At 61.3% G+C, this 22337-nt stretch carries 17 protein-coding genes; 2 read left to right on the top strand and 15 right to left on the bottom strand.

Features of this window, described 5'->3' with window-relative positions; translation table 11 throughout:
- Positions 1–532: 532 nt before the first annotated feature.
- The 4 genes from nrfD to HMPREF1155_RS07040 all read right to left on the bottom strand — a co-directional run bounded on the left by nrfD (position 533) and on the right by HMPREF1155_RS07040 (position 4913).
- The gene (nrfD, locus tag HMPREF1155_RS07055) at positions 533–1390 is read right to left on the bottom strand and encodes an NrfD/PsrC family molybdoenzyme membrane anchor subunit (RefSeq protein WP_039993542.1); all 858 of its coding nucleotides are present in this window, start codon (positions 1388–1390) and stop codon (positions 533–535) included.
- Between the two features lie 5 nt (positions 1391–1395).
- Positions 1396–1929 carry a 4Fe-4S dicluster domain-containing protein gene (locus tag HMPREF1155_RS07050; RefSeq protein WP_006362673.1) on the bottom strand — a complete coding sequence of 178 codons (534 nt, stop codon included), beginning with the start codon at positions 1927–1929 and terminating at the stop codon, positions 1396–1398.
- Positions 1930–4116, bottom strand: coding sequence for a molybdopterin-dependent oxidoreductase (locus HMPREF1155_RS07045; protein WP_009078803.1), 2187 nt, complete (start codon positions 4114–4116; stop codon positions 1930–1932).
- 68 nt (positions 4117–4184) lie between these two features.
- A complete protein-coding gene (locus HMPREF1155_RS07040; RefSeq protein WP_009078808.1) occupies positions 4185–4913 on the bottom strand; it encodes a molecular chaperone TorD family protein in 729 nt (242 codons plus the stop codon).
- 281 nt (positions 4914–5194) lie between these two features.
- On the opposite strand from HMPREF1155_RS07040, the gene HMPREF1155_RS07035 reads away from it, so the two are divergent.
- Positions 5195–6937 carry a response regulator transcription factor gene (locus HMPREF1155_RS07035; RefSeq protein ID WP_009078819.1) on the top strand — a complete coding sequence of 581 codons (1743 nt, stop codon included), beginning with the start codon at positions 5195–5197 and terminating at the stop codon, positions 6935–6937.
- 4 nt (positions 6938–6941) lie between these two features.
- Here the strand turns inward: HMPREF1155_RS07035 and HMPREF1155_RS07030 are convergent, their stop codons facing one another.
- The 8 genes from HMPREF1155_RS07030 to HMPREF1155_RS06995 all read right to left on the bottom strand — a co-directional run bounded on the left by HMPREF1155_RS07030 (position 6942) and on the right by HMPREF1155_RS06995 (position 14933).
- The gene (locus tag HMPREF1155_RS07030) at positions 6942–8393 is read right to left on the bottom strand and encodes a solute carrier family 23 protein (protein WP_009078795.1); all 1452 of its coding nucleotides are present in this window, start codon (positions 8391–8393) and stop codon (positions 6942–6944) included.
- 125 nt (positions 8394–8518) lie between these two features.
- A complete protein-coding gene (locus HMPREF1155_RS07025; protein WP_039993535.1) occupies positions 8519–9682 on the bottom strand; it encodes an acyl-CoA dehydrogenase family protein in 1164 nt (387 codons plus the stop codon).
- Positions 9683–9709: 27 nt separating this feature from the next.
- A complete protein-coding gene (locus HMPREF1155_RS07020) occupies positions 9710–10207 on the bottom strand; it encodes a PaaI family thioesterase (RefSeq protein WP_009078813.1) in 498 nt (165 codons plus the stop codon).
- 63 nt (positions 10208–10270) lie between these two features.
- Positions 10271–10567: a ferredoxin ydiT gene (locus HMPREF1155_RS07015; protein ID WP_009078796.1), complete on the bottom strand. Its 297-nt coding sequence runs from the start codon at positions 10565–10567 to the stop codon at positions 10271–10273.
- Positions 10564–11856 (bottom strand): FAD-dependent oxidoreductase, encoded by a 1293-nt coding sequence (locus HMPREF1155_RS07010; protein WP_009078799.1) that lies wholly within the window; start codon positions 11854–11856, stop codon positions 10564–10566. The genes HMPREF1155_RS07015 and HMPREF1155_RS07010 overlap by 4 nt, the downstream gene beginning before the upstream one ends.
- A 21-nt stretch (positions 11857–11877) precedes the next feature.
- Positions 11878–12768: an electron transfer flavoprotein subunit alpha/FixB family protein gene (locus HMPREF1155_RS07005; RefSeq protein ID WP_006362664.1), complete on the bottom strand. Its 891-nt coding sequence runs from the start codon at positions 12766–12768 to the stop codon at positions 11878–11880.
- A 42-nt stretch (positions 12769–12810) separates the two neighbouring features.
- A complete protein-coding gene (locus tag HMPREF1155_RS07000; RefSeq protein WP_009078810.1) occupies positions 12811–13563 on the bottom strand; it encodes an electron transfer flavoprotein FixB in 753 nt (250 codons plus the stop codon).
- Between the two features lie 215 nt (positions 13564–13778).
- Positions 13779–14933 carry an acyl-CoA dehydrogenase family protein gene (locus HMPREF1155_RS06995; RefSeq protein ID WP_006362662.1) on the bottom strand — a complete coding sequence of 385 codons (1155 nt, stop codon included), beginning with the start codon at positions 14931–14933 and terminating at the stop codon, positions 13779–13781.
- Positions 14934–15210: 277 nt separating this feature from the next.
- Between HMPREF1155_RS06995 and HMPREF1155_RS06990 the strand changes: the two genes are divergently transcribed.
- Positions 15211–15864 (top strand): TetR/AcrR family transcriptional regulator C-terminal domain-containing protein, encoded by a 654-nt coding sequence (locus HMPREF1155_RS06990; protein ID WP_009078817.1) that lies wholly within the window; start codon positions 15211–15213, stop codon positions 15862–15864.
- A gap of 98 nt (positions 15865–15962) precedes the next feature.
- On the opposite strand, the gene tilS is transcribed toward HMPREF1155_RS06990, so the two are convergent.
- The 3 genes from tilS to HMPREF1155_RS06975 all read right to left on the bottom strand — a co-directional run.
- Positions 15963–17072 carry a tRNA lysidine(34) synthetase TilS gene (gene tilS, locus HMPREF1155_RS06985; RefSeq protein WP_009078791.1) on the bottom strand — a complete coding sequence of 370 codons (1110 nt, stop codon included), beginning with the start codon at positions 17070–17072 and terminating at the stop codon, positions 15963–15965.
- A gap of 12 nt (positions 17073–17084) precedes the next feature.
- The gene (locus HMPREF1155_RS06980) at positions 17085–17933 is read right to left on the bottom strand and encodes a nucleoside triphosphate pyrophosphatase (protein ID WP_009078801.1); all 849 of its coding nucleotides are present in this window, start codon (positions 17931–17933) and stop codon (positions 17085–17087) included.
- A gap of 172 nt (positions 17934–18105) precedes the next feature.
- The coding region (locus HMPREF1155_RS06975) for an InlB B-repeat-containing protein (protein WP_009078805.1) at positions 18106–22337 on the bottom strand (4232 nt) is incomplete at its 5' end.

Genomic DNA, 22337 nt, shown 5'->3' with positions numbered 1-22337 from the left:
CGGGGCTCGCCCTCGGCGCGAACGGTTATGTTACGCGCCGGGCCGGGCCGCGTCAATGGAAAGTTTCGGATCGAGGGAAATTTCTTTCGATCCGTTGCACTACCTGAATATCATGCCAGGTAAACCACTTATAAAGAGCTTATGGACATCCTCCATAAACTCTTGCCCGGGAAAGACCGCATCGAATATGCGCTTGTCGCCAGAGAGCATCGCCGATCGCCCCCCTCCCCCTTCATGAGAATCTCGCCCCCCTGAAAGAAGGAGACGCTCAGGCGAGCCCGGTTCGGCTGAAACGAACGAAAGCCGCTCCCAAGCATAGGAGCGGCTTTCGCATATATCGGCAAGCCTTGTTAGATCCTGAACCCCAGCAAGCCTCGCTCCATGGAAGCGCCGTTCGAAATCAGCACAGGCGCACAGACTGCAAGCCTCATACGCTCTGCCGTTTCAAAACCCCGCCTATAGCCGTCACCCAGGACGCGACGACGAGGTCGATGGGCCTTCGATGGGATGGGCGACGGCTCTTTCCAGATGCCTACACGAAGACGATGGGCAGCGCGGCAAGCACGACGAGCAGACGCAGCATGAATCCGCCGACGAGCACGCCGCATTCGCTCGCGTACTCGAGCGCGACCGAGGACTGGGACCCTTCGGATGCACGCAAGGCGTTCGCGCCGATCAGGAGCGGCATGAGCAGCCCGACGAGGACAAGCCCGATCCAGAACATTCCCGCAAACCCGCCGGTCAGCATGGATTGGATCGATGCGGCGCCTTGGGGGTCTCCCGACGCCACGATGATGAACATGACGACGAGCGCGATGATTTCCGCAGCGCCGAGGACGACGTGGCCCTTCTTGAGATCGAACATCTTCTCGATGTTCTCGCGATCAAGGATGAGCCCGCATAGGTTCACTGCGGCAAGGCCGCTCGCCAGGGCCGAGATCACGAAGAGCACCGGCAGGATCGCATTGTTCCACAGCGGATACGCATCGACGACGCCCAACAGGAAGCCTGTATAGGCGGCCACAGCGAACGCGAACACGTCGCCTATGACGGTCAGCCAGCGAGGAACGTCCTTCTTCAGAAGCTCGAGCACGGCCTCGATGAGGGCGACGGGCATGAACACGCAGATGAAGTACACGCCGAGCGTCATGACCGATCCCGGATTCATGACCAGGAAGATGAAACGCAGCGGGTTATGCAGGCCCGCCTCGGCGTCCACCATGAGCATGACAAGACCGATGCCGATGAAGATCGGGACGAGGATGCGGCCGGCCACGCGCATGCGCACCGCATCGGGATATTTCCGCTCGATGTAGGCGGAAGCCAGGAACGCACCGGCCGATGCGCCGGCAAGGAACAGATATATGGCGATAAGGGGTCCCCACACCATCTCGATCACCTCACGTAGAAAATCTTGGACTTGGTCAGGTCTCCCGCAATGGGCAGGGCGTTCGTCTTGGCAATGGCCTTCGAGATCTCGGATTCAGGATCGTCGAGGTCGCCGAAGACGCGCGCGCCGGTCACGCAGGTTCCGACGCAGGCGGGACTTCCGACCTGGCCGTCGTGATAGCAGAAGCGGCATTTCTCGATGATGCCGGTCGCTTCGATCTGGATGCGCGAGCCGTAGGGACAGGCGGCCATGCAGTATTTGCAGCCGATGCAGCGCTCGGGGTCGACCAGGACGACGCCGTCGTCGGTCGTGTACGTGGCATGCGTCGGGCAGACCTTCTGGCACGGTGCGTCTTCGCAATGCATGCATTGGGAAGGCACGACCTCGGCGTGGACGCTGGGATACGTGCCGCGCTCGAGCATGTCGTATTTGATGAACGTCTCTTCAGGCTCAAGCTCGTTTTTCATCTGGCACGCAAGACGGCAGGCGAAGCAGCCGACGCAGCGCTTGGTGTTGATGAGCATTCCGTAGCGTGTCATTTACTTCTCCACCTTCTTCAACGTGAGCGTGAATTCCTGGCTCATGCACGAACCGACGGCAGGCTCGGCCTGCAGCGGAGCGAACTGCGTCGGGTTGACGCCGTAGCCATATGCAAGCGTCAGGTAGGTGGATTCTCCGCCGTAATGCGTGGGCATATACAGGACGCCGGGACGCACGCGCTCGGTCACATGGGCGGCGACCTGCGCGGTGTAGTTCTCGTTGGAGAGCTCGACCATGTCGCCTTCCTTGATGCCGAGCTTCTCGGCATCGGATGCAGCGACCCAGACGCGTTCCATGTCGTATTCGCGAGAGATGGCGTTCAGCGATGGAATGTTGCGGGTCATGGTATGCGAGTGGATACTCTGCTTGCCGCCCGCGAAGAAGAATTGCCCCTCTTCAGGCCAGGTCTTGCGCGGGATATAGCCGATCACCGGATTGAGCCCGGCGTTGCCGACCTTTTCGCTGGAAAGCTCGATCTTGCCTGACGGCGTCTTGAATTTAGGTACGCCGTACTCGAAAGAGCTCTCGAGCTGGACGATGCCCTTCTCACGCACCTCCGCCATCGACGTGCCGACGGTGGCGAGCTGAGCCTCGGAAAGCTCATCGACCGTGAACGGGAAGTACTCCCCTTTGCCGCATGCCTTCGCGATATCGACGAAGATCTCGTCGCCGGGACGCGTGTCGGGATGGATGACGTCGAGCGCCTGGAAGCGCATGGCGACGAGATGCTTCTTGCCGCCGATGAACTCAGGAACCTCGGTACGTTCGAGATAGGTGCATTCGGGCAGGACGTAATCGCACTCGAGCGCGGTTTCGCTCATCTGGATGTCGATGCAGACCTTGAGGTCTACCTTCTGCAGGCCTTCGTGCCACTTGGCCGGGTTGCTGTATCCGTGCACAGGGTTGGAGTTATAGAAGAACATGGCATGCACGTCGCCTGCAAGCGCGTGCTCGAGCAGGGCGACGTTGCTGCCCATCGCGTCGAGCACGAGCGGATAATCGGCGTCGCCGATGCGCTTGGCCTCAACTTTCGGAATGGAAGGGAACTTCTCCTGATCGAGCTTGCCCGCCTTCGGCGAGGAGGTGATGAGCGCGCCACCCTTGGCGCCCCAGGCTCCGAGCAGGGTGTTCACGGCTGCGACGGCGCGCGCGGTTTCGTACGAGTTCTGGTGCGCGCATCCGAACGCCGCGCGCCAGGAGGGCTCGACGGCGGCCGCAGGCTTCGCAGCGGCCATGGCCTTGGCGATCTCGGTGATGCGATCGGCGGAGATGCCGCAGATATCGGCAGCCCATTCGGGCGTGTACTGCATGACCTCTTCGGCGAATTCCTCGAACCCGACGGTGTTCTCCTCGACGAAATCGGCATCGTAGAGATCGTTGGCCACAAGCACGTTGCAGATCGCCAGCAGCAGCGCGATATCGGTGCCTGGGATGATCGGAAGCCAATCGTCGGCGAAGATGCAGCTGTTGTTCAGGCGCGGATCGACCATGATGATGCGCGCGGAGCCTTCGGCGGCGTCCGCCAGGCTCTTGACTGACGAAGGACGCAGGCCGTCGCCGTAGCTGCGTCCGATGAACATGACGACCTTCGCCTTGGCGAAATCGATGGAGTATTTCGCCGCGCCGATGGTGTCGGTGAGGCCGCCTTCTTTCGAGAGGTTGCAGGACGCACCATGCGTATAGATGTTGTTCGACCCGAGCGCATGGATGAGCATCTTCGAGTAGGTCTTGCCCGTCGGGCGCGGATCCTGCACGATCGCGATCGTCTCTGCGCCGTGCTCGGCGGTGATGGCCTTGATGCGCTCCCCGATGGCCGCAAGCGCATCGTCCCAGGAAACAGGCTCGAACGTGCCGTCCTCCAGACGATGCAGAGGCTCGGTGATACGCTCTTCGGCATACGCGAACTGCGCGACGCCATGGCCGCGCCCGCACAGCATGCCCTTGGAATACGGATGATCCTTGTTACCCTCGAGCGTCCAGAGCTTGCCATCGACGACATTGGCCCACAGGCCGCACTTGCTCGAGCACCCGTTGCACATCGACGGCGTGGATACGACCTCGCCGCCCCCTCGCTCTTCAGCCGCGTCCGCGCGCCACGCCGCGATCGACGAGAATCCCGTCGCAGCGAATGCCGCAGTCGCAGCCGTAGCGCCTAGGAACTTCCGGCGCGTCACGTTGTATTGCATGCGTGCTCCCTTCCCCCAATAGTTCCTTGCCGACCGCTTCCCCCGCGGCGGCGGTGTTCTGCAATGCTTTACGAAGGCATGCCCGCCTCTGCGAGCGAAGCCTCCAGGTAAGCCTCGATGAGCGAAAGCGCGGCGTCTGCGAAGGCCGCGCCGGTCGCGCATGATTCTCGAGCCTGATCGGACAGGCGTCGATCGATTCCCGTAGCCGCACGAACCCCGAGAAGGCGCGCGCGATACCCGGCGATCCAGGAAAGATGATCGGCAGCGAACCGAGCTGCGGCCGAGGCATTGCCCGCTTCGACGAACAGGCAGAAGACCTCGAGTTCGATCGTCAGATGGTCAGGCGTCGATTTGAATGCCTCGGGCGCTTCGACGGCCAGGTCGCTCAGGACGACCGACATATGGCGCGCAGGCTCGTTGAGATAGGTGCGAAGGTTCTTGGCCGAGGTCTCGCCGTCGTAGCCGCGCATCGTATAGAGAGATTCGATGGGCAGGACCGCATGCGGCATCCCTGCGACGAATGACTCGCGTATGAACGCCTGCATATCGCCGAGAGCCGCCGTCTCGAACGGCTCGATCGAATCCTCGTTCCACCCGATGCCGCGTGCCAGACGCACGATGGCCGCACGGTCGTCTTCGAACGCCGCAGCGGACGCATCCATCCATCCGCGCGCGAAGAGACCGTCGGCAAGCGCATGCAGCGCAGCCGGTCCATATGCGAGCGATTCGTCGTCATGCACGCCTTCGCACGCATCGCATGCGTCGGTCGTCACTTTCAGAACGGCAGTTTCCCCCATGCCGATTCCTTCCCCCGTACCCACGAATTGCATCTTAGAGGCATCCATATGCCTCGCGAATCCGCAAGAACTGATGATTGCACTAATGAACTGGGAATATAAAAGCTCTGGGGTCGAATATCATTAGAAACTGATGAGAACCTTCTTGGGATATTCGGCGTACAGGCCACATCGGGATGCGCCGTCATACGCCCGTTTTCGAGCCTCCGGGCGGAGAGTTGGGTATACTCGATAGCTGCATCGGCGCGGGGGAAGCGCCGGCATACCTTCAGGGGAGAACAATGGCTCACGTTCAAAGCAGCACGACGGACGGCCGAAAAGCCGACAGTCGCAGGCTCTGGTCGGCATTCCGCGCACGGTATCTCGGACTCGCCGTGTTCTGGGCATGCAGCATGCTGACGTTCCGCAGCTCCATCACGCTTTCCGGGCAGGCGCAGACGCCGGAGATGTCGACGGTGGTCGTGCTTGTCTCGTTTCTTGCGAACGCGACGGTGCTGCTTATAGGATCGATGCTGCTGCAGCGCGATCCCGACCGCATCAGACGCGTGCCTTGGTACGTCTTTCCTGCGCTTATCATGGTAGGCCTGGTGTTGCTCTGCGTCGCGGGGCAGCTGTCCGACACGACCTCGATGGTCGCATTCGTGCTCACAGGCGCCGTCATGACCGGCATGGGATACGGCTTCTTCTGGGGAAGCTGGGCCCAGGTGCTCGGCAGCCTGAAGCCGTCGCAGACCGGCGTGTACGCCGTCATCATCTTCTTCGTGAGCGCGCTGATCTTCGTCACGGTTTCAACGATCACGTCGCGTTTCCATGTGCCGTCTCTGCCCATCATGGAGCTGCTGACCGTCGTCGCAAGCGTATGCCTCTGGAAGTCGGTCAACGACCGCGACTTCGCCGCCATACGCGTGTCGACCGACCCGCGCCGCACGCTCGCGGCGCTCATATCGATCATGCCCCTCGTCACCGTCGGCATGGTCATATCGTTCTTCTTCGGGTTCGTCTGGGAAATGACCGTGATGTCCATGCGGTCGGCCGACGCCGCTCACTTCCTGCCTATGTTCGCGAACTGCATCGCCGCCGTGATCCTCATCGTCATCATCGCGGTGACGCATCGACGCTTCGAGCCGACGCGCATCTTCCTCGCCATCATCCCGGCCATCGCGCTGCTTTTCATCGCATTCCCGTTCTTCTTCGACACGCGCCCCGTGCTCATCAACGTGGCCATGACCGTGTGCTACGGCATGTTCGACGTCATCCTGTGGTATTCGGTCGCGACGGCGGCCTATGACTTTTCGACGTCGGGATACGTGGTCGGCGGCGTGGCGCGCAGCGCATCGATCGTTTCGCGCCTGACCGGCATCTGCATCGGATATCTGGTCATGAAGAGCATGGATGCGGCATCGAGCAGCATGATCGTGATCTCGGCAGGGGCGCTGTACCTCCTTGCCGTCATCGCCGTGCTGTATGCGATCGGACGCACGGGAACTTTCACGCTGACGTTCGGAAAGAGCGGTGCCGGCGCTGCCGGGCGCGCCATACGGGCCGCTTATGCGGACGATTTCCTGCGCGACCAGGAACGCGGTGACGAGGGCGCAGGAGACATAGCCGTATCCGAAGGCGCCGAGGACCCGAGCATGAGCGTATCCGCAGCACGATGCGCCGCGTGCGCATTCGTCTCGTCCGAACGTACCGAAGGCATCGCACGCCAAGGGGCTGAGCCGGGTGCAGCCATGCCGACCGAAGAGCATGCGTCCGAACCGACCGGAACGGTTTCGGAGAACGTCGAGACCCTCCCCGCCGAAGAAGACCTGTACGGATCGTTCGCCGATGACTTCGGCCTCACGAGACGCGAAGCCGAGATCCTTCCCTATCTGCATCGAGGACGCTCGGCGCGCGTGATCGCCTCATCGCTTTACGTAGCCGAAAGCACCGTGCGCACGCACATCCGCCATATTCTCGAGAAGACCGGGCAGCATTCCAAGCAGGAGCTCATCGACTTCATGGAATCGCACGCGCAGGATTAGACGCCTAAGGCTCTCTATCCGGCTCTTCCTGCGTCTTGCGCCGATCCCTCAGCTTGAGGAATTCTTCGAGAACGCGAGCGGATTCCTCGTCTTCCTTCTCTTGCTGTTCCCGATTGAGACGCAGGTCATCCACGATCTTGCCGTTGTCGGCAATGAGGGCGTACAGGAAGCTGCCTGCGAGAAGCCCGACTCCTCCGCCGCGCGCCAGGATGAAGCCGGCGATCATGCCGGCAAGGCCTTGGTCGGTCTTATCGCGGCACAGGTCGAAGAAGATCTGGGTGCACACGAAGCCTTGGATGCAGAGGACGGTCACGAGAATGGCGCCGGACGCAGCGGCGGCCGCTTCGTACACCGGATACAGAAACATGCCGAGTCCCGTGAAAATGATGTTGGTGCCCGATCCGTCGTAGATCGAATCCATGCCACGGCGGCCGTCCTGCTTGTACCGCTGATAGGTGGCAACGCAGTAGGGCGCGCTCAGCGGTCCGGCAAGCGCCGGATACGGCGCGAAGAAACCCAAAAGAAGGTTCCTGATGCCGCAGATGACATTCGTGCGATTCGAATCGAATTCGATGAACTCGTCTTCGCGCAGCGCCTGAAGACCCAACTGCTTCACGGTGATGAAATCGCCGTACGCGATAACCCAGGCGATGATCGCGATCGGAGCCGCATGCAGCCAGGTATGCAGATCGGGGAAGCCGATGAAGAAGGGAGAGACCTGCATGAACATATGCCCGAAATCGGGAACCTTGACGATCTGGCCGGAGAATTCATACTTGAATTCGCCGGTCATGCCGCCGACGACGATGAGCGCGATGACGGCGAAAAGGAAGCTGTAGTTTCCCAGGAAGCGCACGATCTTGTTCGTGTCCATGCGTTTGCGCACCCTCTGGCTGAACATGAGCGCGAACACGACGGCAAGACCGGCAATGCACGCCCAGAGAGCATCGTCGACGGGACCGCCTTCCTTCAGCCTCGCATAGATCGCGCCTATGCCTGCGCCCAGAACGATGCCGGCCTTGATGCCCGGAGGCACCATGATGTTCAGCTTCTTCGACAATCCGCTGAAACCTAGGAACAAGAAGATCGCGGCCAGCTCGAGCTGAATCGCTATCAATGCCTGAATGCGGACGATGCCTGGATCGAAGGTTTCCAGGAAGGCGATCACGATAACCGCGGCAGGAGTGATCCAGCCGCAGACGGACGGCTCTCCAAGAAGCCAGTTGCAGAAATACAGCAGCGTTTCGAAGACCACCAGGGCCCATGCCGTCTCGGAATCGAGCCCGAGAGTGGATATGAGAACCGCGAGCATGCCGTAGGACGTGCAGGCGTTCATGATGCCTGTGACTATCTCCGGCGGCGAGATTTTAAAATGGATGAACGGAAGCCTGATGCGCAGGAAACCGATGGGGATGCAGGGCTGCACACCTCCCGGAGTACGCTTCATAAACGCCATCGTTGCCCCTTCTCCCCGTTTCGAAACGAACGCGAACCCCGTTCGATCGATCTAAGCTCCACTACGCATCGCGCACGGCAGCGCATGAGCCGATCGGTCGCCTTGCGCGAAGGCGACCGGCCCGCCTAGCAGCCGTACGCCTCCTTCAGAAGAGGGGCGGCTATTCTGACCATGATCTGGTCGGTCCCTTCGGCGATCTGAAAGCCGCGGCAGTCGCGCCAGATCATCGAAACCCTCTCATCGTTGATATATCCCCTGCCTCCGAGAATCTGCATCGCGTTCGATGCCACTTTGGTGGCGGTTTCGGGAACGAATCGCTTCATGAGCGCTATGGACAGACGCGACTCTCTCGTATGCCCGTGCCGATCGACTTCTCGTGCGGTTCGATAGACGCTATCCCGCATCGCTCTGACATCGATTTCCATATCGACGAGCATCTGCTGGATCATCTGGAAATCGATGATGTCCGCACCGAACGCCTGCCGTTGCGAAGCGTATGCGACCGCATCCTCCATCGCGGCCCGGGCCAGTCCAAGCGCGGTGGCGCAGGAGAAGATGCGCCCGATATCGAAGAAACGAAACAGCTGAGGAAAGCCTGGTTCGGATCCCGTCAGCCGATACGACTCATCAAGCACGACGTTTTCCATGATGACGTCGGAAAACGGAAGGATGGATTGACCGGCCTTCTTGATGGGGTACACCGAAATGCCTTCCAGGCCGTGCGGCAGAAGCCAGAGGGAAAGCGGCGGATGCTTAACGGGCTCCAAATCCCCGTCTATAGCTGCGATAAGCAGGTACGGTGCGTATTCCCCGTTATTGACGAACGTCTTCCTGCCGTTCAGAATCAGCCGGCCATCCACCGTCGCCACCGTCGTCTTCATGCCCATGGTGTCCGATCCGCCTTCGGGCTCAGAAATGGCCAGGGCGAACATCAACCGGCCATCCGAAGCATAGCGATCGCGAACCATGTCGAACTGGCTCGAATCGGCGAATTCGGCCATGATTTGAAGATTCAGCAGATCGTTGGTGAAAGGCAGGGTCGTACCGGCGACGCGCGCGAGCTCCTCCGCAACAAGGACCTGGGCGAACAGATCGTAGCTCCCATCCGCCCCGCGGTTAAGGACGTTGAAGCCCTTGAAATCCAGGTCGACGAAATCCTTGACGACCTCATCGGGCAGGCCGGCCTCGCGCCTCCATTGAGAGATATTCTCCTTAGAGAAGCGCTTCTCTCCATATTCCCGCAGTTCATCGATCAGTTCTTGGTGTCGAGGGCTGATTTCGGGATACATACGGTCAATCACCGCTCTCTCATCGCGTCAGACACGCGTCCGAATATCGAAGCACGTATCGTTTCGAGGATAGAACGGCTTCGGAATCACGCTGTTTTCGTCAAGCTTCTCAAGATTGAACATCGTTGCCTGAGCGGAGACGAGCACGCGCCCCTGAACGTCGGATACCTGGCACGACACGACGGTGCTGCGCCGCCCGCCGTGAAGGACGCGGGCCTCCAGGACTATCTCCTCGCCGATACGAACCGGTTTCATGAAGTTCGTGCTCATCTGGACCGTAACGTTTGCATATCCCATCGTATGGGCGGCCATCCCGCATGTCGAGTCGAGCAGCCCCAGTATGAAACCGCCGTGCGCGTTTCCATGGATGTTCGTCGCTCCTGCAGGAACGACCATCGTGTTCCGCACATGACCGCGCTCGATCATGCCGGCATGCAGCTCAGAGAATCCCGTCATGTCGGAAAGGTAGTTCAAAGCCCCTTCGACGAGATAGCTCGGAAGAGCTTCGCCCATACCCTCAGTCATCACCCATCTCCTTCGATGCAAGGCCGGGTCGGCAATAACCGACCCGGCCCGAAGCGAGGCGGCCTAGCCGAACCGGTATTCCACACCCATCGTGGGCTGCGGATTGGCCCACTTCTTGATGATGGTGCCGCCGCAGGCGATGCGGCAGGTGCCGCATTCGAGGCAGCCTGCGTAATCGAACGACTTGACGCCGTCCTCGTCGCGCTTGTACAGCGCCGCAGGGCATACGCGGATCAGCTTGTCGAACTCGGCGTCGTCCGGATCGTCCACCAGCTCGATATGCGCGTTCTCCTCGTCGACCTCGTATTTGTTCAGCGACAGATACTCGTCGACGTTCACTTCGATCTCTATCGTGCTCATAGCGCCTTCATCGCCCCCCTTGCATCGCGAAGGAGATTCATGATGCCGAGCTGCTTGATGATCGGCTTCATCGTCTTCTTCATGGGCCCGACCGGCGTGCCGTCGACGACGAACATCTTGTTCATCATGTCGCGGGCCGCCTCGGGGTAACCCTTGAACATGCGGTCGAAGCCCTCCATGAAGGCCGGAACGCGCTCGAACTGACGCAGGTCCTTCATGATGAAGGATTCCTCGAGGGCATCGACATAGCGCTTGAGGCCGGCCTTCGAGGTGTCGCCCGCATCGAGCGCGGCGGCCGCCTGCTGGCCTGCGATCTGCCCTGCGGCGACCGCATAGTCCATGCCGCGCACCGTGTAGCCGAGATTCACGCACATCATGGCGGCGTCGCCCGCCACGAGCACGCCGTCGGCCGTGAGCTCGGGCATCATGTTGATGCCGCCTTCGGGAACCATGTGTCCGGAATGCTCGACCAGCTTCGCACCGGAGATGACCGGAGCCACCGCCGGATGGGCCTTCAGGTCCTCGAGCATCTGGTAGACCGGACGCGTCGCATCGTTCGCGACCGCCTCGATGCCCGCCACGATGCCGATCGAGATGGACTCCTTGTTCGTGTAGATGATGCCGCCGCCGAACAGTCCGTGCGTCGCATCGCCCGCGAACAGCCATGCGGCGCCTTCGCCCGGCGCGCATTGGAACCGCGCGTCGATCTCTTTCTCGGGAAGCTCGTAGACCTGCTTCACGCCGACGGCCATGTACTTGGCCGCAGGGCGCTCGTAGCCGACGGCTTCCTTGGTGAGCAGCGAGTTCACGCCGTCGCACAGAAGCACGACTTCCGCCGTGATCTCATCCTCGCCCGCGCGGACGCCGGTCACGCGACCGGCCTCGTCCTTCATGAGCGATTCCACGGCGATGCCGTTGATGTATTCTGCGCCGGCGGCTTCCGCCTGCTCCTGGAGCCATTGGTCGAAAGGCGCGCGAAGCACCGTGTACGACTCCTGCCCGTCGGCCAGAAGGTCGTCGGACGCGAAGTCGATCGTGAAGTTCGCGTCGGGCGCCATGAGCGAGATGCGCTCGTGCGAGACCTTGCGCTCGAAGGGGATCTCATCATAGGTGTCGGGGAATACCGACTTCAGGCAATGCGCGTAGATGCGCCCGCCCGTCATGTTCTTCGCGCCGGAGAAATTGCCTCGTTCGACGACGAGAACGGCCTTGCCCGCTCGCGCGAGCTCAAGGGCCGCCACCGAACCAGCCAACCCGGAACCGACGACGATTGCGTCGAAATCTGCCATGGGAAGCGTTCCTTTTCCGGGTTAAAGCGCCGCAACGACGGCAGGCAAGACGGTCTTCAGGTCGCCGACCAGACCGTAGTCGCACTGCTTGAAGATAGGCGCGTTCTTATCCTTGTTGACGGCGAACACAGCACCGGAGCGGTTGCATCCGACCATATGCTGCATCTGGCCGGAGATGCCGGCCGCCAGGAAGACCTTCGGCGCGATGACCTGGCCGGAAACGCCGATATACGCCTCATGCGGGAACCAGTCCACACCTTCGGCGAGAGGACGGGAGCAGCCGACGGCGGCACCGAGCTTGTCGGCGAGCGCATAGGCGAGGTCGAGATCGGCCTTCTCGGCGAAACCGCGGCCGGCGGAAACGACCGCATCGGCCTTGGCCAGATCGACGCCGCTCTTCTCGATCGGAGTGCGGGAAACGACCTCCACGGCGAATTTCGGCGCGACCCATTCGACGGGAAGGGCCTCGTTGGCGCCCGATGCGGCAGCGTCGGCGAAGACGCCCGCACCCACGGTATAGATGGCGACCGGACCCGCGGACTTCTGGACGCGTTCCGCAACGCCGCCGAAGAACATGGACGTCGCGGCGCCGTCGGCGGCGATCGACATGGCATCGGTGATGACGGACGTGCCTGCATGCGCGGCCAGCGCGCCGGCGATCACCTTGAGACGACGGGTCGGCTCGACCAGAACGATGCCGGGCTGCTCCGCATCGAACAATGCGACGACGGTGTCGGCCGCGCACTCGGCCGCGACGCCTTCGGGAACGGCGACGGATGCGACCTTATCGGCGGAGGCGTCGGGGGCGGCGCCGTCGATCATGACGAGAATGACTTCATCGGCGATGGTACGGGCGCCGGCGGCGAGCTCGCGCGCGGCGTCGGTGTGTTCGGCTATGGCAAAAGCTTTCATGCTTGGATTCCTTTCGATAGGCGACCGATGGACGGACGCGCTTTACAGGGCGGCCTTGAGCGCGGCGGCGAACTTCTCGATGGCGCCGTCGTCGGAGGCGTCGGCGATATCGAGTTTGCGGTCTGCCTGCTCAGGCGCGAGACACGAGACGGTCTCGAGCGTGCGGGCCGCGGCTGCGGAAGCAGCGGAGACGTTCATCGGCTTCTTGCCTGCGGCGAGGATGTCGCGCATGCCGGGAATGCGGGGCTCGGCGATGTCGGGAACGACGGAGACGACGGCCGGAAGAGGCACGCGAACGGTTTCGACGACATCTTCGAGCAGGCGTTCGACGACGGCCGCGCCATCGGCGACCTCGACCTTGCGCGCGGCGTTCACCACGGGCACGCCAAGCTTGGCGGCGAGCTGGACATCGACCTGCTGCGCGTAGTTGTCGGCCGAGCCGTCGCCGCAGAGGACGAGGCCGTATTCGCCGATCGTCCCGATAAGGGCCGCGAGCTCTTCGGCGGTCGCATGGGCGTCGAGATCCGCGCACGCATCGTCGGCGACCATGAACAGCTCCTCGGCGCCGCGGGCGAGCACGTTCTTCTTCAGCTTGGATTCGTCGATCGATTTCGGACCGACGGTGGCGGCCACGACCTTATCGCCGTCGCCTGCGAGCTGGGCAGCGGCTTCGAACGCGTTGAGATCGTAGGTGGACACGGTGTTCTTCGCCTTGGAATAGTCGAGCGTACGGTCGCCGGCGACCTGGATATCCTGATCGTCGGGCACGACCTTGAATGCAACGATGATGTTCATGCGATGAGTCCTTTCAAATACCTGAGAGTGCTTGTTGGCTTCAAGACTCTTCCGCTTTGACGGGATTCAGCGGAACGGCTTCGCCCTCGGCCGCATTGACGGGAAGTGCGGGGATGGAAAACCGAAGGCTGCCGGTCTTAACGGCAGAGTATAGCAGCCAACCCTACGCAGATGCCACGGCAGAATGGCATGCTGGCCGAAACCGAAAACCGGCTTTACTCGGCATACTTCTTGGCCACTTGACGACCGGAGATATAGGCCATGATTTCCGGAGTGCCGCCGCCGAACATATTGCCGCGCAGGTCGGACCAGATACGACCGATGCGGACCTCCGAGGTGTAGCCGAGGCCGCCGTAGATCGAGAGGGCCATATCGCCGACCTCGAAGCATGCGGTGCACCCGTAGCGCTTGAGGAGCGCGGAGTCGAGCTGGACGGGAATGCCGTTGTCAAGCTCCCAAAGCACCTTGTAGAGCATGTTGCGCGTATTCTGGACGCGGATCTCCATCTCGGTAAGCTTTTCCTGGATCATCTGGAACTTGGCGATCGGCTTGCCGAAAGCGATGCGCTGATTGGCATACGCGGCCGCATCGTCAAGGGCGGCCTGCGCCAGACCGAGCTGTTCCGCGACAATGAACGCACGCTCGACCTCGAAATTCTTCATGAGGAGCATGAAGCCTTCGCCTGGCTTGCCGACGCGGTCTTCCTCGGTCACGACGACGTTGTCGAGGTAGACCTCGCAGAAGGGGATGCATTGCTGGCCGATCTTATGGAGGGCGGCGGTGGAAACGCCTTCGCGATCCATGTTGATGAGCCAGAGGCTCATGGAGCCGTTCTCGCGCGCAGGATCCTCGTCCTTGGCCACCACGATCGTGTACGGAAGCTGGGCGCCCATGGTCACCCAGGTCTTCTGGCCGTTAAGGACGTAGGTGCCGTCTTCCTGTTTCTTGGCGGTGCAGGTCATGCTTCGATTGTCGGAACCCGCGCCCGGCTCGGAGATGGAGAGCGAGCACAGAGGCCAGCCGGTCTCCATGTAGGCATCGACGCACTTCTGAATCTGCTCGGGCGTGCCGAACGAACAGATATCGAGCATATCGAGGGAATTCTGATACAGGATGTGGTTGCAGCCCGCAGAGTGATACAGCTCCTCGATCATGAGGCCCAGCGTCACATGGTCTGCCGGAATCCCGCCGTATTCCTCGGGAATGCCCATCAGGCCGAACCCTGCGTCGCGGTACGCCTCGGCGATTTCATCAGGCATGGTATGGGTCTCATACATCTCCTTGATGACGTCTTCCGTGAAGTAGCGGTCGCAGAATTCGCGTACGCTTTCGAGCAGAAGCTCCTGCTCGTCGGTCAAGCTAAAGTCCATGAAGGGCCTCCGTCCGAACGGTTGCTATCGCCGGGCTTCTTCTCCCGACTTCTTCCTGAACAGAGAATACGCTGCGAAATTTCATGTGTGGATGGACAGAAATTCAATTCTATGTAGTTTCGTATTCCATTTACGAACGGGATCAATAGTTTTGATGAATCCATCGAATAGCCTTATAAAAGAGTATTGTTGCATCGTTCTCATCGCTTCGGCACAACTGATGATGCTACCATCTAAGACCCACAGAATTTATTTTCTGACCGAGAGGCGGAGTCACGTGGCATCGAAAAAGACCATGCTGGAGCTTGCAGATGCGTTCATCCGGCTGACCGAAGGCAAGCCGCCTGAGAAAATCTCCGTATCGGACGTCATCGCCGCCGCAGGGAAGAACCGTAAGACGTTCTACTACCACTTCGTCGATAAGAACCAGCTCATTGCATGGATCTTCCGATATGGTTTCGCCCAGGAGCTCGAGGCGAGGTTCGACGGCCCTCAGCTCGTTTTCGAAGGCGGCACGAAGGGGCCCTTCGTCGACCTTCCGTATTATGCGTTCGCGAAGCGCGGCGTCAGATCGATCGACGGATCGCAGATATTCGAGGCGCTCGCCGCCTGCTTCGAGACACGGCGCCGATACTACGCGAAAGTCCTGCGCATGAAGGATGCAGGAAATCTGACCGACTATCTGTACGGGCTGTTCATCCCGGCCATGAGGCGTGACGTGGAATTCGTGCTGAGCAACCGCCAATTGCGCGACGCGAGCATCGATTTCCTCGCGGAATTCTATACCGGGGCATTGCTCTCCATCATCCTGCGGCGCGCATGCGACCCGCACGCAGGGCGCATCTGCGAGGGAATCGGCCCGTTTTCCAACATCGTGCATGCATCGCTCGAGAACACCATCAAGGAACAGCAGCTTAGAAGGATGCTCTAGGCGAAATCCGAAAGAACGCCTCCGCGCACGCGAGGAGACTCGGGCTCGAGGCGCATGTCTGGGTGAACCCGCCCGCGCGACCTCGCCCGCAAGCCCTTCTATTTCTTGCGACGGGCGCGGAAGGCGGCCATAGGTTCGAGGCGCAATCCCCGCTTGTTATAGGAGACCGCGATGTCGTTCTGGATGTTGGCAACGGCCCCCGAGCGCCCGAATGCATCGAGGCATGCGTCGATGCTGACGGAATCGACGCGCTCTTCGGGCGGAAGCATGAGGGCTATCGTCCGATAGATGAGCCGTCTCAGAAGAGGCGTCTCCACCTCGGCCGCAGCCGGCGCGATGAGGAAGCCTTCTTCGCGGGACGTGCCCAGAGGAGCCGCTTCCCGTAGAAGAATCTCGTTCGCCCGAGCTTCAAGCAGGTCGTCCTCGTCGGCGATGAGGTTCATCGTGCGCGTCAAGGTTTCGAGCAGACGCGGGTTGCGGTCCTTCGCGCGTGCGACGATCTCGTGGCGCACGAAAGCGCGGAATCGATCGGTGTCGGCATTCGTGGCATCCTCGCGCCACCGTACGCCCGCAGCATCGGTCGCGACTCGATCCGTCGGCAACGATTCTATATATGAGCGGAGGTCGTCCCGCGACAGTTCGAGCAGGGGGCGACGGACGTCGACGCCCTGCACGAACGATGCGTGCTTCATGGCCCTCAGACCGCCCGGACCCGTTCCTACGATCGAGCGCATATAGAAGTTCTCCGCACGATCATCGGCGGTATGGGCCGTGAAAACGACGCCGGTATCGGCAGGGACTCCGAGATGCCAGCACGTGCTTTCGACCGCATCGCGCGCAGCGGCATAGCGTTCGCGTCGCGCCACGGATTCCATGTTGCCGCCCTCCCGCATGAGCGCCGGCATGTCGATTTCACACGCGAACAAAGGGATATCGAGAGCCTTCGCAAGCGACTCAACGAACGCCGCATCGGCATCGGAGGCTTCGCCGCGCAGCTTATGGTTGACATGGAGCATGGAGACGAAACCCAGCGCGCCGCGATTGCGCAGATCGGCTCCGATGTAGGCGAGCGCCGTGCTGTCCGACCCGCCGCTGACCATGAGCACGACCGGATTATCGACCGAGGCAAGGCTGCGCTCGGCGATAAGCGCTTCCACCCTTTCGATGGTGCGGCCTGCGTTCGAAACCCTGCCCTTGCGTGCGCCCATGGTTCGCTCCGGTTAGCGCGCGAGTCCGAAGATCTCGGAGAATTCCGCGACGATGCGTTTGACCGGAAGGCCGACGACGGTGTCGAAATCGCCGGACACTTCGTCCACGAACACGTCGGCAACGCTTTGGATGCCGTATGCGCCTGCCTTGTCCATAGGCTCCCCCGTCGCCACGTACGACTCGATGAGCCCGGGGGCGAGCTTCTTGAACCGCACGCGGCTCGTCTCGGCAAGCGTGCGAAAACCGAGGGAGACGTTGCCGTCTTCGGGCACATTGACGAGCCAGACGGAAACGCCGGTAATGACCTCATGCGTGTCGCCGGAAAGCGTCGAGAGCATACGGCGCGCGTCGCTCGGATTTTCGGGTTTGCCGAAGATCACGCCGTCGTGCACGACGATGGTGTCGGCGCCGATGACGGCGATCGTGCCTTGCGCGCCTTCGTCCAGCAATTCCTGGACGACCACGCCGGCTTTGCGCTCCGCAAGCTTCTTGGCGGCTTCTTCCGGATGCGCGAGCAGATCGGGTTCGAGCGTCTCGTCCACGTCGGAAACGCGGATCGTGAAAGGAATCCCCTCGCGAGCCAGCAGATCGCGGCGACGCGGACTTCCGCTTGCAAGCACGATGCGCACCGAATCGGGCATGAAGCCTTCCGGATTCTGCCCGGCTTCGAGATCGTGCTCGGCATCCTGATGTCCGGCTTCGCAATCCCGTCCGCCCGTGCGGTCTCGGTCGGCCGCGCAGCTCCGCCCGACCATGCGATCGCGTTCGGCCGTGCGTTCCCGCCCGGTCGTGCGTCTCCGTCCGGTCGTACGTCCCTGACCGACCGTGGAATCTCCTGTAACTTCCTGGTTTTCGCTCATCCTATCCCCTTCGTGCGCGTTTCGAACATCGTACCCGACGCGCATGACTGCAGCATGACTCCGCGAAAAACAGCATCGGCCTTCTATCAAAAAGGGACGCAGCCCCATGAGCTGCGCCCCTTCAGAGTGCTAAGCGATCTATCGGCTTATCCGAGCCATGGAGGCCGCATGCCTAGCGCTTGTTTCTGCGGCGAACGATGGCGAATGCGAGGATCGCAAGCGCGACGACTGCGACGATGCCTGCGGCAAGCGCGTAGTTGGCCTCGCCGGTCTGAGGCATGGCCTTGCCCTTGGCAGCCGACTTCTTCATGTCGCCGGGCTTATCGGTGCCGCCGGGAATGACGTTCGAACCGGGCTTGGAAGGCTTCTCGGTTTCAGGCGTCTTGCCCTTGATGACCTTCATGGTCAGCTGGATCGTATCGTCGTCGGTCGCCACGGCATCCTTGCCGTCGGGCCACTGGATCCCTTCCCACGTGAAGGAGAACACCTTGTGCGTACCGGACTGGGAATCGGCCGTAGCGCCGAACGAACCCTTGACCGTACCGACGATGGTGAGGTTCTTGCCGACTTCGGCATCGGTGTCGATCTTGATGCCCGGAACCGTGAGCTTCATCCAGCCGTCGGTGACGCCGGCCGCGTCCACGACCTTCTCAAGGTCGGAATAGGTCGTGATGGAAGAGGGATCGCTCAATACGAACTTGACGGTGACGGTCTTGCCGCTCACCTTCACATCGCTGACCTTGAAGCCATCGCCGAAATCGGTGGCTTTGACCTTGCTCGCATCGAGGTCGGACGGAAGCGTCATGCCCTCGGGAACGGTGAAGGTTGCCTCGAACGAGAACTTGATGGCGTCGAGAGCGATGGTGTCGTGGTTCGCGCCCGGATAGGCCGCCTCGATCTTATTCATCTGCTCTTGTATGGACGACGCGAGGATGGCGCCCGTCAGGTCGAACGTGGAGCCCTGGGCGGATTCGATGACGGCATCGTGCTCCGTATTGGCGCCAACCAGCATGTCGGCCGGAAGCTTGGAGGCCACGGGAGTGACGGCCTGGACCGTGAACAGGATGCCGTCGTCAACGGAGTTGGCGGTCGCATCCATGCCCTCGGGCTTCTGCACGCCTTCCCACGTGAAGGCGAAGACCTTCGTGGTGCCCGTTTCGGTCTTCGTCGCATGGGCCTTGAAGTCGCCGGTCACCGTGCCGGAAACGGTGGCCGTGTCGCCCGCAGGGAAATCGTCGTTCACCTTGACGCCGGGGATGGTGATTCCCATGGTGTCGCCAAGGTTGTCGATGACGGCCTCCTGAAGATCCTTGTACGTCTCGATGCCGTCTTTAAGCGTCATCTTGACGGTCACGGTCTTGCCGCTGACGGACACATCGGACACGGTGAAGGTGTCGGAGAATCCATCGGTCCTGACGGAATCCTTGTTCAGGTTCTCAGGAAGGGTCATGCCATCGGGAATGGTGAACGTGGCCGTGAAGGAGGAGGACATATCCGAGAGCTTGATGCCCGCATAGTCCGTCGTATTGGGGAACTGCGACTCAATACCCTTCATCTGGGCCTTCACCGTAGACGCTTCGATGGTGCCCGTGAAGTCGATCGTCTGGCCGGGAAGAACGGGGTATACGCTGTCGTGCTCGGTGTCGTTTCCGACCAGAATGTCGGCAGGAAGCGTCTGAGCGGCAGGCTTCACCACGAGAATCGTCTGCTGGATTCCCGTGCCGCGCGGGTCCTTGTTCGCCTGGATCTGCGAACCGGTCCACGTGTAGTCGAACTTCTTGACTTTGCCGGTCACGGTGTTCTCGGCGTACGAGGAGAACGTGCCTTCCACGACGCCCGTGGCCGTGAGTTCCTGTCCGTTGGTCACGTTGTCGGCATCGAGCGTGAGGCCGTCGACGGTGACCGTTATCGGCTTGGGAAGCGCAGCGGTCGATGCGTCGTCCTTACCGGTGGATTCCACGGCATCCTTGAGCTGCTTGTAATTGTCGTAGCTGCCCTTCAGACCGAACGTCACCGTGACGTTCTGGCCGTTGACTTCCGTGCTCTTCACTTCGAAGCAATCCCCGAGACCCGTCGCGGTGACCGTCGGATCGGACGGCACGACGACGCCGTCGGGCAGCGTGATGGTCGCTTTGAACGTGGACGACGTGCTGGAGAGCGTGATCTTGGTGAGGTCGTCCAAGCCGCCCGCGATGGAGGCCTCGAGCGCATCCATCTGGCTGACGATGCCGGACGCATCGACTGCACCGGTCATGCTGAAGGTCTCGCCCGTGGAGGCTTCCTTGATGGACGTGGTCTTGTCCTGAGAGCCGCTCCACATGTCGCTCGGAATCGTGGTGTCGCCCTCGACGTGTTCGACCGCGGGATCGTCATCCCACTTGAGGTAGTAGGTCACATCCTGCGTCAGCTTGGCCGCGCCGTCGATCTTGGCATGGGAGGAACCCGCGGCATCGTTGAACCAGTAGTAATAGCGGTCGACGGTCCAGAACCACTGCGTTTCCTGGATGTGCTTGTTTCCGAGCACATGGTATTTGCAGGTTGCGATGCCCGTATACGCAGCGTCGGTATCGGTGTCGGTCGGGCTTGCGATGCCCTTGGTCTTCGAAGAGATGGAGCCGTCGCCCAGGGATTTGAGCAGCGCATCGAGGGTCGTCTTGTCAGAGACCTTGGGCTGCTTCTTGACGACGGCGACTTCGCCGCCGTTCGCGTCGGTTTCGATATCGAACACGGCAGGGTTCTTCTTGAACACGCTATCCGCAGAGAAGGTGCCGCCGTTCGCGGAGAATTTGACGGTCACGAGCTGGTCTTCCCATTTGGCATACAGGTCGACGACGTTCGTGCCGGCAGGCACGGAAAGCATGCTGCCCGCAGCGACTTCATCGCCCGCGCCGTCGGGCTGGGTGGTCCAGCCCTTGAAGATCTTGCCCTCGATGGCGAACGCAGGGGCCGCCGCCGCGACCTCGTCGCCCGAAAGCACCTTGATGGTGCGGGAAGGATCGCTCGACGTTGCAAGGTACGTCACGTCGGTATCTGCGCCGTTATGGTACTTGACGGCATAGGACGATGCATCGCTTTCCCACTTCGCATACACCGTCATATCGGAGGAAACCGCATCGTCCGCAGAGAACGGCTGCTCGGTACCTGCCGCGTCCTTATAGAACCAGCCGAGGAACTTGTAGCCCGGAGCGAACGGGTCGCCCGGAACCGCAACGGAACCGCCCGAGACGGACTTTGCAGCCCCGAGGGCGTAGCCGCGCATGGCAAGCGCCGTTTGATCGGCGGTGGAACCATCCGCGAAGGAACCCGAGACCGGCTGCGTCGCGTCGTCGGCGTTGAGCTTGAACGTCACCTTGGCAGCGGGAACCCAGACATGCTTCTCGCCATCGCTCGATGCCTTGGCGACGGAATAATCGTAGGTCTGGCCATTCTTGTTCAGAGGCTTGAGCGCAGTGGTGGTCGGATCGGTGAGCGTGAACAGGGAGAGCTTCTCGTCGCCGTTCGCAGCGCCGTTCACGGGAATGGTGCTGCCCATGCTGCTGTTGTAGCTCGGCGCATACTTGACGAGATACGAGCCGCCCGTCACGACGAAGTTCTTCATCGTCTGGCCGGCGCCGTTGTCGGCATTGCTTGCTGCAGGGGTCTCGACGAGGCAATCTTCCTTGAATTCGATCGACCCGTTGGTCTGCGCCCCGAAGAGGGCGCCGCTGTTATTGCCGTCTCCCTTGATGGTGGAGTTGGTGAGAACGACGTCGCCGGTGTTCACGTTCAGGCCGCCGGTGCCGCCGTTGGTGAATTCAAGCGTGGAGCCGGTGACGTTGATCGTCCCGCCTGCTGCGCCGATCGAGATGCCCGCGGTCGAACCGGCGTTCGCCGTGATATGCGAGTTCACGATGTTCGAAGAGCCTTGGACGGTCATGCCCGTCTGGCCGTAGAACGACGGGTTGATCGTGAGGTCGGAATCCTCCATGTTCAGCTTGTTCACGTAGAAGGTCTGGCCGAAGCCCTTCACCGTGAGCGATGCGTTCTTGAGGTTGAGGTCGCGCGCGTCGAACCAGGTGCGAGCCTGGGAATTCACGTTGACCGTGCAGTTCTCGAATGTGATGCCGGACTCGTAGAAGTCGGTATTGCTCTTGTCGTCCGCCGTGATGGTGAGCTTGTCCTTGCCCGAAGAACCCTTGACGGTCCCGGCGAGGGACAGGCCGCGCGAACCGCTTGCACCCGCGTTGTTCTTGAAGACGTAGGTGCCGTCGGTGATGGTGGAGCCGGGCTGCGCGGTAAGAGCCGTCTTGAATCCGGTCATCGTGAGGGTGCCCTCGCCCGTGAGGGTGGCGCCGCTCGCAAGCACGATGCCGTCGATGCTGTTGCCGCTTCCGCTGATCTTCGCGCCGTCGGCCGCGACGGCAA

The sequence above is a fragment of the Slackia sp. CM382 genome, from assembly GCF_000293015.1.
GTDB classification, from domain to species: domain Bacteria; phylum Actinomycetota; class Coriobacteriia; order Coriobacteriales; family Eggerthellaceae; genus Slackia; species Slackia exigua.
The sequence above is the reverse complement of the archived record's forward strand: the minus strand, read 5'-3'. Positions and strand labels throughout refer to the sequence as shown.